The organism is Enterococcus sp. AZ163 (assembly GCF_050498925.1).
Lineage (GTDB): Bacteria > Bacillota > Bacilli > Lactobacillales > Enterococcaceae > Enterococcus_A > Enterococcus_A ferrettii.
On the sequence record NZ_JBIPAO010000001.1, the window covers coordinates 1580892 to 1595098 of the forward strand.

9 protein-coding genes and 1 pseudogene are annotated in these 14207 nt (G+C 38.8%); 7 read left to right on the forward strand and 3 right to left on the reverse strand.

What is annotated here, in order from left to right; genetic code table 11:
• The first annotated feature begins 11 nt into the window (after positions 1 to 11).
• Positions 12 to 1412 carry a glutamate decarboxylase gene (locus IGI46_RS07530; RefSeq protein WP_207702079.1) on the forward strand — a complete coding sequence of 467 codons (1401 nt, stop codon included), beginning with the start codon at positions 12 to 14 and terminating at the stop codon, positions 1410 to 1412.
• Between the two features lie 42 nt (positions 1413 to 1454).
• Here IGI46_RS07530 and IGI46_RS07535 read toward each other — a convergent pair whose 3' ends face one another.
• Both IGI46_RS07535 and IGI46_RS07540 read right to left on the reverse strand, forming a co-directional pair.
• Positions 1455 to 2915: a helix-turn-helix domain-containing protein gene (locus tag IGI46_RS07535; RefSeq protein WP_207702078.1), complete on the reverse strand. Its 1461-nt coding sequence runs from the start codon at positions 2913 to 2915 to the stop codon at positions 1455 to 1457.
• 296 nt (positions 2916 to 3211) lie between these two features.
• On the reverse strand, positions 3212 to 3646 hold the full coding sequence (locus tag IGI46_RS07540; protein WP_429962724.1) for a GNAT family N-acetyltransferase: 435 nt from the start codon (positions 3644 to 3646) through the stop codon (positions 3212 to 3214).
• A 563-nt stretch (positions 3647 to 4209) separates the two neighbouring features.
• Between IGI46_RS07540 and aroE the strand changes: the two genes are divergently transcribed.
• From aroE to IGI46_RS07565, 5 genes and pseudogenes are all read left to right on the forward strand, one after another.
• Positions 4210 to 5088 carry a shikimate dehydrogenase gene (gene aroE, locus IGI46_RS07545; protein WP_429973190.1) on the forward strand — a complete coding sequence of 293 codons (879 nt, stop codon included), beginning with the start codon at positions 4210 to 4212 and terminating at the stop codon, positions 5086 to 5088.
• A 13-nt stretch (positions 5089 to 5101) separates the two neighbouring features.
• A complete protein-coding gene (aroF, locus tag IGI46_RS07550) occupies positions 5102 to 6142 on the forward strand; it encodes a 3-deoxy-7-phosphoheptulonate synthase (protein WP_429973191.1) in 1041 nt (346 codons plus the stop codon).
• Positions 6136 to 7196 (forward strand): annotated as a pseudogene (gene aroB / locus IGI46_RS07555) (3-dehydroquinate synthase). Before aroF ends, aroB begins: the two are co-directional and overlap by 7 nt.
• A 24-nt stretch (positions 7197 to 7220) precedes the next feature.
• Complete coding sequence (locus IGI46_RS07560) at positions 7221 to 7718, forward strand: shikimate kinase (RefSeq protein WP_429962726.1); 498 nt, start codon at positions 7221 to 7223, stop codon at positions 7716 to 7718.
• A gap of 133 nt (positions 7719 to 7851) precedes the next feature.
• Entirely contained in the window at positions 7852 to 8586 is a 735-nt protein-coding gene (locus IGI46_RS07565; RefSeq protein ID WP_429962727.1) for a class I SAM-dependent methyltransferase, read from the forward strand.
• Between the two features lie 966 nt (positions 8587 to 9552).
• Here the strand turns inward: IGI46_RS07565 and IGI46_RS07570 are convergent.
• Positions 9553 to 11016: a helix-turn-helix domain-containing protein gene (locus tag IGI46_RS07570; RefSeq protein ID WP_429973192.1), complete on the reverse strand. Its 1464-nt coding sequence runs from the start codon at positions 11014 to 11016 to the stop codon at positions 9553 to 9555.
• A 454-nt stretch (positions 11017 to 11470) separates the two neighbouring features.
• Here IGI46_RS07570 and IGI46_RS07575 point away from each other — a divergent pair, with 454 nt between their 5' ends.
• A complete protein-coding gene (locus IGI46_RS07575) occupies positions 11471 to 14194 on the forward strand; it encodes a hypothetical protein (RefSeq protein ID WP_429973193.1) in 2724 nt (907 codons plus the stop codon).
• Positions 14195 to 14207: the final 13 nt, after the last annotated feature.

Below are 14207 nucleotides of genomic sequence, written 5' to 3' on the forward strand. Positions count from 1 at the left end.
AGGAATATACAATGTTGTATGGAAAAGAAGATCGTGAAGAAGCAGAATATTTAGAACCTATCTTTGGTTCAGAAAGCGCAGAAGTGGATTTACCTAAGTATAAATTAAACAAGGAATCAATCGAACCTCGTGTTGCGTATCAATTAGTACAAGATGAAATGTTGGACGAAGGCAATGCACGCTTGAATCTAGCTACTTTCTGTCAAACTTATATGGAGCCTGAAGCAGTCAAGCTAATGAGCCAAACCTTAGAAAAAAATGCCATTGATAAATCAGAATATCCCCGTACAACTGAGATCGAAAATCGTTGTGTAAACATGATTGCGGACTTATGGCATGCAAGCAGCCAAGAAAAATTCATGGGTACGTCAACTATTGGTTCTTCAGAAGCTTGTATGCTTGGCGGTATGGCAATGAAATTCTCTTGGCGCAAACGAGCAGAAAAATTGGGATTGGATATTCAAGCTAAAAAGCCTAATTTGGTCATCTCTTCCGGATATCAAGTGTGCTGGGAAAAATTTTGTGTTTATTGGGACATTGAAATGCGGGAAGTCCCTATGGATAAAGACCATATGTCCATTAACCTAGATACTGTAATGGATTATGTGGATGAATACACTATTGGAATTGTAGGTATTCTAGGAATTACTTACACTGGTCGCTATGACAACATTAAAGGTCTGAATGATTTGGTGGAAGAATACAATAAAAAAACTGACTACAAGGTTTACATTCATGTAGATGCAGCTTCCGGTGGATTTTACGCACCATTTATCGAACCTGATTTAGTGTGGGATTTCCAATTAAATAATGTTATCTCTATTAATGCCTCTGGCCACAAGTACGGCTTAGTTTATCCTGGTGTAGGCTGGGTATTATGGCGCGATCAACAATATTTGCCAGAAGAATTGATTTTCAAAGTCAGCTACTTAGGAGGAGAAATGCCAACTATGGCCATTAATTTCTCTCACAGTGCGGCTCAATTAATCGGGCAGTACTACAATTTTGTTCGTTACGGTTTTGACGGTTACCAAGCAATTCATCAAAGAACTCATGATGTTGCTGTGTATTTAGCCCAAGCGATTGAAGAAACTGGCCTGTTTGAAATTATCAATGATGGCTCACAATTGCCATTGGTTTGCTATAAATTGAAGGAAGAAACTGATCATGAATGGACCTTATACGATTTGTCTGATCGTTTATTGATGAAGGGCTGGCAGGTTCCTGCTTACCCACTACCAAAGGATTTGGATCAATTAGTGATTCAACGTCTAGTTGTACGTGCCGATTTTGGTATGAATATGGCCTATGATTATGTGCAGGACATGCAGCAAGCAATCGATGATCTAAACAAAGCACATTTGGTATATCACAAAAGAAAAGAAGTAAAAACTTACGGCTTTACTCATTAAAATAAAACTCCCCCAAAAAGGCGGTCTTTTGGGGGAGCAGGCTTAAAAGTCATTAGCCGATAAGCGGCAAACCTGTTGGTTCAATTGAGTAATGATGCTGTAGATGTTTTGAAAGGATACAGGATAAACTTGAGTGCTTTCGGTTTCCAAGTGATCCTGATACAAGGTTGTGTCGCATAAAATAATGCGTTTAGTACAAAAGAAAGTATCATCTAACAGCTCAGCCAGGTCACTGCAAATCAGATTACTGACGGTGAAGTGTTCACTAAGCAGTTCAGTCAACTGCTGATGATAATAGAGAAATTTGAAATCAGTTGGTGCAGCAATAAATACCTCAATTGTCTCTGAGGGCTGATCAGCTAGCAGAAAACTAACGTGGATAGTAAATTTTCGGATCAGATTATCGTTCCAGCGCAAGGCAAGCTGCTGCTCGTCCTTCCATTGGTGCAGAACCTGATAGATGTCGGCGTACAGCTTCCGTTGCTGCTGGTCTAGGAGATAGATTTTTTCAGGCAAAAAAATCTGTGTATCCGCCCAGGTAGAACGAATGAAAGGTAAAAAGGCCTTTTCAAACAGGAGTTGATCCTCTGACGATAGCTTTAAGGTGTTGCTTAAGCGCTGTGCCAAATGATCGATTAAAGGATTGTATTTAATGTGATTTTGATAAACCACTGTAAAGTCCTTTTGCATCAGTTCTAAACTGTTGCTTAAATAATTTCGCGAATTGAATAACGAGTACACATAAAATTGTTCATCTTCAGTCCGACAGAGCGAAAAATCATTTTGCTGAAGACCAGTATGGATCAATTGAAACAATGGAGTATGCTGAGCCAACTCTTTTTCTTCGGAAGTGAAGAAAACAGGGTTGGTTTTTGCTCGCTGCAAACCAATCGCAATTCCCAGTTGAATCAACTGTTTTTCTTCCACTGGATAGTTGCGAGAAAAGAAGTGCCGTTCAATATAATTAATCAATTGCTGGCAAGCTCTTTCAAGAGGGGGAGTAATGGACACTAATTGAGTTTGATTGGTATAACGAATAATTGCTAACAACAAGTAACGGTAGTCCTTTTCAGGGATAATAGTTTCTCCATCTTTCGTTAAATAATTCATCTCAGTTAAAAACTTCATCAGGTCATTGCGAATGGTGTAAACCTTACTCAAGGAGATAAAGACGCTGTCTGCCATAGCCGACCAACTACGTTCACCAGTTAAATATTGACTTAAGATGGATAAAAAATTCGAATTTTGATAAATAGTTTGTGTCAGCTCCAACTGAGAATATGAGTGATCAAAAATGATTGTACAACTGTTACGACCTTTCTCAACTAATTGAATGTGCGGCTCCAGCAGGTCAATAATGGTATCTAAATCGCTTCGAACTGTTACTGGGCAAACTTCCAGCTGCTCAGCAGCATCATGAATTTGAAGAGTCTTTTTATCGTACAGCTGTTCACAAAGATAGACTTGACGGAAGATATTTTTCTCTAAATAATGCTCCAACATAAAAAAACCTCCTTTTTCATCTTTTATTATATACCTGGTTGTGAATTTTTGATGATACTGAAGCGGTTCCGACAAAGAAACTAGCTGTATTTTTAGAATAACTAGTTAAATAAACAGCTTCACCTTAAAAAGTTTAGAGAAAAAATACAAAGCTTGATAAACTAACGTTTAGTTTATAAGTATGACTGGAGGGGAAATAACGTGAAGATCGATGAATGTTGATTAAAATTACCGACAATTATAATGAGAAGAACAGAAAAAAGGCAGTATCTGCTTAAGATACCGCCGCAACTTTTTTAAGCTAATAAAGTCATGTCAATGTGAGGAATCCCATCTTCCAGGTATTCTTCAGAAATTACTGAAAAACCAAAGGACTCATAAAATTTTTGTAAGTAGGCTTGACCGGAAATAGTGATGGTCTTGCCAGGAAAACGGTGTTGAATTTCTTCAATTGTTCGATGCACTAATTTTCGACCTAAGTGCTGCTTGCGAGCATTTTGTGCAACCAGGACACGGCCGAAGGTAATATAGTCGCCTTTATCAATGATTCTTGAGTAGGCCTTTAAGCCAGTTTCGTCGGTGAAGCAAAGATGCAAGGCTACTTTGTCCTCTTCGTCGGCTTCTTGATAGGGACAATTTTGTTCAACTACAAACACGGCTACTCGCTCAATAAAAATAGATAATAATTCTTCAGCAGTTAGTTCGCTGATACTTTTCACTTGGATGTTCATATACGCATTTCTCCTTTTTGTCATTATAGCAAGTCTAAGAATTTTTTTCATGAATTGGCTGATTTTGAGTCAAAAAAGAAATTTTTTTCAAATAAATTTTAATACTTGCTAAATTGATCGAAAGCCTATTAGAACAAGGAAAATATCAGTGGAAATTTCATTAAACGGCCTCGTTTTGTTCATGGAATCGAAATTTTTTTAGCAAAAGTGTTGACAATTAGAAAAAACACATCTAGAATTAACCCAATCTTAAAAAACAGTTTGGAGCGATTGATATGATAAAAAATATTAATACACAACTGAATAATTATTACTTTAGCTATTTTAGATAGGTTTGTATTCATGAAATCATGGGTGCAAACGGACAACGTGTTTGTATCTATGATGGCTAGAGAAGTTTGAGATGACTTTCGCCACGTAGATGAGGATATCTATAGTGGCTTTTTCTATACCTTTATTTTCGGGCAGAAGACTCATTGTAGATTTTTCATCTACAATGAGTCTTTTTTTGGTACCAATTTTCAAATAAAAATTGGTAAGTGAAACAACCGAGGAGGTAGAGAATGAAAAAAGCAATTTCGGGACAAACAAGACTAGCAGGCTTATATGCTCTGCCAGCAAGACACAGCTTTTCACCAACGATGCATACCACGTCGTTTCGCGAATTGGGGATTGACGCTGTCTATCTAAGCTTTGATGTACAGCCTGAGACGTTGGGCCGAAGCATTCAAGTAATTCGCGATTTGGAAATGCTGGGAATCAATCTTTCGATGCCTCACAAAATGGCAGCTATCGATCATGTAGATGAATTGAGTCAAGCTGCTCGTCTGATTGGTGCAATTAATACGATTGTAAACCAAGAGGGAAAATTAATTGGACATACGACAGATGGAATCGGCTGCTTGGAAAGCCTGCGAGAACACAACTTAACAGTTGAGGATCAGAAATTAACGATCCTAGGCGCTGGTGGTGCAGCGACAGCCATTATCACGCAGGCAGCTATTGATGGTGCCAAAGCAATTGATGTCTTTAACATTTGCGATTCCTTCTATCAAACGATAGAACCAAAATTAGCTTTAATCGAAAAAGAAACAGGATGCCGATTGAACCTTTATGACTTAGCGGATGAAGCACAACTAAGTCGGTCATTAGCTGAAAGTCAGCTGCTGATTAATGCAACAAACGTCGGGATGGCCCCGGATCCAGATCAGCTGCCTATTCCAAATACAGAAGTATTAAGAGCTAATTTGCCAGTGTTTGATGTCATTTATCATCCAGCACAAACTAAGCTGTTGAAAGCCGCTGAAGAAAAAGGGGCGATTGCCATTAACGGTCTTGGAATGCTGCTGCATCAGGGAGCGGCTGCTTTTAAACTATGGACTGGCGAAGAAATGCCGATAAAAGTTATTCGACCATTGTTAGAAGCTGAAATTAGAAAATAGGAGCGTGACATAAATGATTTTAATTATGAAGCAGGAAGTAACCGAAGGCGAATTACAGCCGATTATTAATAAAATTAAAGAAAATGGCCTAGAGGTGCAGGTCAATCATGGAAAAGATCGTATCGTATTAGGTTTACTAGGAGATCCGGAGATATTACAGACCATATCCTTCCAGCGTTACTCCTCAGTGGAGCGTGTCGTACCAATTACTAACAGCTACAAGTTGACTTCAAGAGAATTCCATCCACAAAACACAGTAGTTGATGTGGATGGTGTCAAGATCGGTGATGGAAGCTTCGTTACGATGGCTGGTCCTTGTTCGGTTGAGGGAGAAGAACAAATAATGGAAGCTGCCCGCATGGCAAAAGCTGGCGGAGCTCAAATTCTTAGAGGTGGCGCATACAAGCCTCGAACTTCCCCATACGCTTTCCAAGGGATAGGTGAAGAAGGACTAAGGATTATGCGCAAAGCCGCTGATGCTCATGGCTTGAAGGTAATTACCGAAGTAATGGATGAAGCGCACATCGATGTCGTTTGTCAGTACGCAGATATTATTCAAATTGGTGCCCGCAACATGCAAAACTTCCGATTATTGGAAGCTGTGGGCAAAACAGGAAAACCAATTGGTCTAAAACGCGGTATCTCCGGTACCATTGAAGAATGGTTGAACGCGGCAGAATACATTGCCGTTCAAAATAATTTCAATATCCTGTTCATTGAGCGGGGCATCCGGACCTACGAACGAGCAACCCGCAACACACTAGATTTAAGTGCTGTTCCATTAATGAAAAAATTGAGCCACTTTCCAGTGATTGTTGATCCAAGTCATGGTACCGGTATTTGGGACCTGGTAGGACCAATGGCCCGAGCAGGAGTTGCTAGCGGAGCTGATGGCATGATTGTTGAAATTCATCCTGACCCAGTTAATGCATGGTCAGATGGGGAGCAGTCACTAAATGAAAAGAATTACTTGCAAATGATGAAGGAAGTTACTATTTTGACCCAAGCAATGAAGCAGATTGACGAGTTATCGAAGGAGGAAATCGTATGCTAAAAGTTGAATTACCTAGTAAAACCTATGAGATTCTAGTCGAAAAAGATGCCCTGAAAAGAATTGGCAGCTGGACAGCTGACATTTGGTCTTCACGTAAAATTGCCCTAATCAGTGATACGAACGTGTTTCCCCACTACGGTCAAACCGTCGTACAATACTTGGAAATTCAAGGCTTCGATGTTTACTCTTACGTAGTTGATGCTGGTGAGAAAACAAAATCATTGGTTACAGCCAATGAGCTTTATGATTTTCTTACTGAGAACGACTTCAGCCGCAGTGATTCATTGATCGGTTTAGGTGGAGGAGTAATCGGTGATCTAACAGGTTTCGTGGCTTCAACTTACATGCGTGGCTTAAGCTTTATTCAAGTCCCTACTTCTTTATTAGCGCAAGTAGATTCAAGTATCGGTGGTAAAACTGGTGTTAACTGTGAAAAAGCAAAAAACTTAATAGGAACCTTCGCTCAGCCAGACGGTGTCTTGATCGATCCAAATACCTTGCAAACTTTACCGCAAAGACGCCTTTCAGAGGGCATGGCAGAAGTTATCAAATGTGCATTGATCCAGGACATTAATTTATGGAGACAGCTGCGTAAAATGACGAAGCTAGATGACATTTTAACTAACAGTGAGAGCATCATCAAAAAAGCGTTGAATGTGAAGAAAAACTTAGTTGAACGAGATGAATTCGACCAAGGCGATCGCTTATTACTAAATTTCGGTCACACGATTGGCCATGGACTGGAAGCCAGTGAAAACTACGAAATGATCAGCCATGGGGAAGCAGTTGCTCTAGGTATGGTTCAGATGACTCGAGTTGCTGAAAAAAAGGACTGAGCAGAAGGCAATTAACAGGAGAAATTATTCAAATGGTTGAAAAATTTCAATTGCCTTCTGCCTATACCACCTGGAACGCAGAAAAAATTTATCAAGCAATTATGCACGACAAAAAAGTCAGCGGAGACATGATTCGGATTGTCCTAGTTGAAGATATCGGGAAAGGTCAAATCCACACCGTGCCTCTAACGGAGTTAAAACAATATATCAATGCCTAAAAAATGAAAAAGGAGAATTTTATTATGGAATCTATTATTTTAATTGGTTTTATGGGAGCAGGAAAAACTACAATCAGTCGCGAGGTAGCTAATTTATTAAATTGTCATCGTGTTGACATGGATGATGTGCTGGTTGAGCGCATCGGATCAATTAGCCAATACTTTGAAAAACATGGGGAAGCTTCTTTCCGTCAGCATGAAACCAATCTGTTAAAAGAAGCCATTACTCAAGAGTCAGTAATAGCAACTGGGGGCGGAGTCATTTTACAAGAAGAAAATCAACAAGTACTAGCAGATAAAAAAGTAATCTATTTAAAAGCTGATCCAGAAATTTTGATTGACCGTATTCGCAATGATGAAGAAAATGTTCGCCCGAATGCAGCGAACAAGAATGATGGTGAAATTAAGGACTTATTCCATTCTCGCGAAAGACTGTACGAGCAATTAGCAAAAATTACAGTGGACACCTCTGATCGCTGTCCGCAAGAAATTGCTAGTGACATCATCCAGCAGCTGGCATAAGGTAATATACTGCTGAATATGCTAAACTAACAGTATATTCAGTCGGACGGGAGCGAGGAAAATGATTGCCCACAAAAGAGATGGACTCCATGTAATGACCGAAAGATAATTTAATTACATGGAGGAAAAGAAAATGACTAATAATATTTATGACAACGAAGAATTCTTTGAAAGCTACAGTCAAATGGAGCGTAGTAAAAAAGGTCTGCAGGGAGCCGGTGAATGGCAGACGTTGCAGAGCCTATTGCCTGATTTTATAGGAAAAACGGTTCTTGATTTAGGCTGTGGATATGGCTGGCACTGCATCTATGCAGCCGAGCATGGTGCTAAAGCAGTTACTGGCGTGGATATCTCTGAGAAAATGCTGGAGGTTGCCAGACAGCAGACACCCTATTCCAATGTGACCTATCTAAGAGAAGGCATTGAAGAGGCTTCTTTTGATCCTGATCAATTTGATATAGTAATTAGTTCTTTAGCATTCCATTACATCCCGTCTTTTGAAGTAGTAGCTAAAAATGTTCACGCATATTTAAAAGATGGCGGACAATTTATCTTTTCCGTAGAGCACCCAGTGTTTACCGCTTACGGAACCCAAGACTGGTATTATGACGAAAACGGTGAAATTCTGCACTTCCCGGTAGATAATTATTTCTACGAAGGGGAGCGGACGGCCCGTTTTTTAGGCAGTAAGGTAACGAAATACCATAAAACGTTAACTACCTATTTAGATGGTTTGTTAACCAATGGTTTCACGATTAATCGTTTAGTGGAGCCAACACCACCTGAAGCAATGTTAGATATTGCTGGGATGAAGGATGAACTCCGTCGACCAATGATGCTGATCGTTTCAGCAACTAATTTAAAATAAGATTCCTGAGGCCTTACTAGCTATTACTGGTAAGGTCTTTTTTACGCAGCTTGCCAGTGCGACACGATTAGTGAGAATTGGAAAATACTGCTGGAAAACCATCCGCAGAGTTAGATGGAAGAAATGAGGGAACGATTGATTCAAAAGTAAGCAGATAGGCCAGCAGAAAAGTATTACAACAAAACTTAGCAGATTAGTAATTGGAATGATCCGTTCCATCTAGTGATTAATGACGATTAAGAACAACCAGAATTAGTTTTGCTTTTTGACCAGCAGGGACGTTTAGTTCATGTCTATTTAGACGGTTGGAAACAATTGATGAGGAAGCAGTAAAACAAATTTTTAATCAGCGAGTCTGTGAAAAACATGAAATATTACAATAAACAATCTTAGCATACTGATCAAATCAGTTACTAAGATTGTTGTTGTATCAACAGTTTGGTGCCACTTTGGTTAGCCAGTTTAAAATATGAATATGTTATTTTTCAAATTTTCAGCAGGAGTTGACATAGTCTACTGGGCAACACCTCAGTCAGATTGGGGGATTAAGCATAGATTAAATCGAGTTTCAGTAATCCAGAGGACTGATTTTTGTGTCGGTTTGCCGGGTCCATGATAAACCAGCAAAATTGCGTAAAAATGAGGAATGACGTGAGGAAGAATACCCACTCTTTCAATAAGTTTTTCTTACACAGAAAAGAAAGTTGTCGAAGATACCTAATCACTTGAGCAGTTTTTTCGGTAAAGCGGTGTGTTATCCAATTCGTACAACTCAACTGATTCAACGAACTATTGTGAGAAATTATCTTATCTTCAAAGTCAAAAAATTCTTGCTCAAAGTCTTGCACGTCTTCTGCTTTTTGTGTTTCGGGTAAGTATAAAGACATTTTTCCATTTTAACTTTCCTTTTTTACTGGTTCCGCCCACAAAAAGAGTGCAGCAGAAGATAGGTACATGCTAGAAATTCTAATATTGTGAGGACTCCACCAATCGACGATCAATTATTGCTTCTAATGCGTTTGAGATATCATCCAAGTCTCTTTGGTATACTCGCGTGCGCACGATCAGATATTTTTGATGGGGAGAAGCATCATTTTCGTAGAAATTGGTTGTACCAATTAATAAATCAGCCTTTTGTGGTGAATCGACAAAGGTTAGATGGTAACGATTGCTGAAAGAGAAGGTTATTTTTATTTTAATGTACTGCTTGAAAGCATCATTATTTTCAGAAAAAGCATATACCGCCACTTCAGGCAGCAATTCTTCCATCGGCAAAATGGTTACACTGGTTAGTAAGCTAAACATACGGAACATTTCTGAATTCCTGTCGGGGAATTGCATAGACCAATCCTGCCAAAAACAATCAAATTGCTGTATGTAACGAGGATACATAACTGCCAAATCCTCTAATCCAATGAACTCTTTCAACACGAGTAGAAAATTGGTACTCAATGGGAAGAAGTAGGTAGTTAAGTCTAATTGCTGCAATTTTTCAAAAGCCAATCTTTTTTCTTCTATTGTTAACGGACGAAAATAATATTGAAATAATTCTATCCAACGTTCTTGGCTGTCTGTTTTTGCCAAGTTCTCATCTTTAGTTTCCAATCGGAAATAGTCAGAAATGGAGCAGTGAATGGCAACCAATAAAAATTGCCAATCCTGTTCAGACCAACGAGCTAAAAAAACAGGTTTTTCCGGGAAAACTAAATTGCTGATCAACTGCTCTTCTTTTGCACTAAATTGCAGCTCTTCACCTTTGAATAGACCAGTTCGTGTGATTAGCACCCAATAAGCGAAGCGTTCAATGAGGGGAAGATCATTGGGGACACCTAGATAATCTGCGATGTATTTCCCTAATTGGTAAGTCTCATGTAAGTATGCTGATTCGGGAATGGTAAAGAATTGCCGGTGCACAATCCGTAAAAGAATGTAGTGAAAGGCTCGAATGTTGACTTCTCTGCCCTTTAAATTCAATTGATTTGAGCAGGAGATATACAAATCAAAAGAGCGTAACTCACGATTGATATCTTTTATTTTACGTTTTAATTTTGATTCGCTTACACCGTGAGCGTGACAGAACTCGATAGTAGAAAATTTTCTTCGCAGTAAAAGAACTTGAAGAATGTCATGAGCTAAATCGTCGGAGTAAATATAATCATAAAAAAATTGCAGGTTATTAGATGAGCGGACTAAAGAAATTGAAATCGTCTTTTTCTCTTTACTGAATTGTAGAAAGCAGTTTTTATCAGGGTAAAGCTGTTCCAATAATTCTGCTAATTCGGCACAGGTAGCTTTTAAAGTACTTAAACTTACATAAGGAATATCCATTTGAAGTTCTTTATAAGAAATCGGTTCTTGTGTCCGGTCTAATACTTCGATGATATCTCTTTTTAATAATGTGTTTTTGCTTAGACCAAAAATATGTATCACCTCTTTTAATTTTCATGGTGCTTACTAATACTAAAAATTTTTAAGCAAATTCGCAATATTTTTGTATTTTTTTTGATCGTTTTGAAGGAAACTTAAAAAATCTAAAGTTTAACCTAATTATAGCTTTTTAAGAAAAGATAATTTTTTGAATTAATATTGTAGATGGAAAGTCCGGTTTCTCTGGTAAAGGGTCATTAAAAAATTCATATATTCAAAAAAATGACCTTTTTTTACACAGTTTACTGTTTAGAATGATTACAGCTTCAGCACTTGTCAGTTATTCAATATCTAATCATCAAAAGGTACTTGCTGCATAAAATGCCGCGAGTACTTTTTTAAAGCTGAGAATGGTACATGAAGCAGGAGTGGAGGAAAAATATATGAGGGAGGGATTCCTGTAGAAAAAAAGCGACAAAGGATCTTTCGCATTCTAGCATTCTTATTGATTTTTATAATGTCTGTGCTGTCTTTTCCTAATCATTCATTCGCTACTGAAGAGACGCTGGCAAAGGGGGAGCAAGCAAAGCTTACTGCATCAGCTGAATTTTCTGAATCTGGCGATAGCATCGATTGGTATTTTACCTATACGCATACACAAAAAGTAAATACGGAAGATCTGTCTAAGGGAATAAGATTCCAATTGGCGTACTCAGAAAATTTGGAATTGTTAGGAGATATAATTGAATTAGAAAAGCCTAAAGATACATTGACGACTGATTCTGAAGGCTGGTATTACTTAAACGAAAATGCTCAGTCAACAGGGAAAAATACCATATATTTTCAGACAAAGATTATGGAGAAGAAACAGGACTACACGGTGATGGTGGCACCCCAGTCAACTGAAAGCAATCAGGAATCTGCTGGAGAAACTTTCCAACAAATAGGAGCCGAAGCTACATATAACTTTACAGTAAGCAATGAAACAGCTACTAATGAAACAGTTGCAGCAATAACAGATTCTTCAAAAGAAAAAGTCGAGGAAGTTGCGTCCGATGTACCAGAAGAAATCGGAAGTTTGGCCCGTCTAGCTCTTCCACAAAATATGAGCGGAGATGGCTATGGACAAATTCCCTATGGTGCTAAAGAAATCAGCAGTCTTTTTGCCCCCGTTAATGGAGCGGCTAATGCAATCATTAATCAACGGCCGACTAACGGTGAAAATGATAATCGTCCTTATGACCTCATCGAATTGTCTGGCAGCAGCAATTGGCTATCTATTTGGTCGAATGAAAGCAATAAGCTGGATTTTAACAAAGACTTCAGTGGTCGTGTCTATATTCAATTTGATAAAGCAAATTCGGATGGCTTAGCTTTTGTTATGCACAATGACGCAAAAGGAACTGCCGCCATTACTTCTGCTCAAAGCAAACAAGATGGACAAAATCTAGGTGTCTATGGTCAATACAATGGAAAGTTAGGCAAAAATAAATTTGGAAATCCCTACGGTACGGCTATTCAGAATTCAATCGCTGTTGAATTTGATATGCGATCTAATGTGAACAATGATGCTGGTGATGATGCAGGCAATGCTTTTGATTATAAATTGGCCTTACCAGCTGGAAAAGAACAGCACATGGCCTATCTATTTCCAGGAAATCCTAATACTTATCAAGAGCTTTTGCTTAATAGTGGTAACGATGGAAAGGATAATAAGTGGAGTGATCCCTATTGGCTTTCTATGGTTGCTAGAAAAGCTCGGTTACGTCATTACATTGGTGATGGGGTTGAGGCCGTACAACTAATTAACGGAATTAACAAAGGCTGGTACGAGTTTCGTTTTGATTATGAAAAAGGCAAAGGCTTGAATTATTTCCTCTCGAATCCAGTCAATGGGTCGAGAACAACTACTGTAACAATCCCAGAGAAAGATTTGATTGCAAATCTGAATTTAGCAGCAACGAATAATACTGCCTATTGGGGATTCACTGCTGCAAATGGAGCGGCACTTGGAACTACTCGCTTTGTCTTTACCGAAACACCGGTAGAACTGGCATCTGATTTGAAAAATGATATCAAAAACGTCGAAGGTTCTTCGGTGCAGGTAGGCGCTCTGGATGACTTAGGACAAACGTATCTTCCCAATGGTGATTCGGTGATGTTCGAATCGACTTACGAATTGACTGAATCAGATCGTGATTTTACTTTGAATCAATGGTCGGCTCAGGTCAAACCAGAGCACATTGAAATACCAGAAAACCATGAAGTAACCATTAACTATCAAGTGGATGATGAGCCATCCAGTCAAATAACTGGGGAAATTGATGATGCTGGTCAAATCGTGCTGGACTCAGGAGACCTTACAATCGAAGCTGGACATAAGGTGAAATGGCAAGTCACTTTACCGACTAAAAAGTTGGAGGAAGAAGAAGCGGTAAAATCTTCTTTCTACAGTACAGTAACCGGCCATTTTGGGGCAAATACTGAGAATCAGAACTTTGACAGTAATTCCAGCTATTTTTGGATAAAAAAAGTTAATCGACCACCCGTGATTACTAATTTGACTACGATTATGTCCGATCAGACTTTTACAGATTTTAAAGACAAATTTGGCGTTGTTTTCGATTATGCAGATAATGATGCTCAACCAGAAGAGTTAACGTATGAGCTAAAGATAAATGATCAGTCGTTTCAAACGGGTACCTTGCAAGACCCAGCCAAAGAACAGTTCAAAATAGAAGAAGAACAAGTGATTGACTTATTAAGTGGTGGAGCATTTGTGCGGGGAGAGAATACGCTGTCATTAACAATTACTGACAGTACTGGGTTACAAGACATCCAAACGCTTACCTTCCAAGTGAAGGGGTATCTAGGATATGAAACAATGACAGATAGTTTTGCTTGGAAAACATCGAAGGATAAGCTGTCTGGTAATAAAAAGAATCAAACTAGAACCTCTGACATGCAAATTAAAGGCAGGGATACCTTAAGTGATAACAGCCAAGTTAGAATTACAGCGAAAGCTTCGGCAATTCAAACAATTTCTGGCAAAACTATTCCGGCAAGTGACTTAGTTTTCTTACAGGATCACGAAGCGTTGGAATTGTCTGAGGTAAGCTTAGCGATGAATCAATTGTATCAGTATTCCGCTTCAGAGGGATTGCTATTAAAACTTTCAGATCAAAGTCCAAGCGGCACTTACAGCGGAACGATCACCTGGGCGATCACTGATGCACCATAAAAGGAGGAAGGGT

Bases quoted from the DNA above. Each gene is read 5' to 3' on its own strand.
- IGI46_RS07535 (WP_207702078.1), bottom strand. From the start codon at position 2,915: ATGTTGGAGCATTATTTAGAGAAAAATATCTTCCGTCAAGTCTATCTT.
- IGI46_RS07540 (WP_429962724.1), bottom strand. From the start codon at position 3,646: ATGAACATCCAAGTGAAAAGTATCAGCGAACTAACTGCTGAAGAATTA.
- aroF (WP_429973191.1), top strand. From the start codon at position 5,102: ATGATTTTAATTATGAAGCAGGAAGTAACCGAAGGCGAATTACAGCCG.
- IGI46_RS07530 (WP_207702079.1), top strand. From the start codon at position 12: ATGTTGTATGGAAAAGAAGATCGTGAAGAAGCAGAATATTTAGAACCT.
- IGI46_RS07560 (WP_429962726.1), top strand. From the start codon at position 7,221: ATGGAATCTATTATTTTAATTGGTTTTATGGGAGCAGGAAAAACTACA.
- aroE (WP_429973190.1), top strand. From the start codon at position 4,210: ATGAAAAAAGCAATTTCGGGACAAACAAGACTAGCAGGCTTATATGCT.
- IGI46_RS07565 (WP_429962727.1), top strand. From the start codon at position 7,852: ATGACTAATAATATTTATGACAACGAAGAATTCTTTGAAAGCTACAGT.
- IGI46_RS07575 (WP_429973193.1), top strand. From the start codon at position 11,471: ATGTCTGTGCTGTCTTTTCCTAATCATTCATTCGCTACTGAAGAGACG.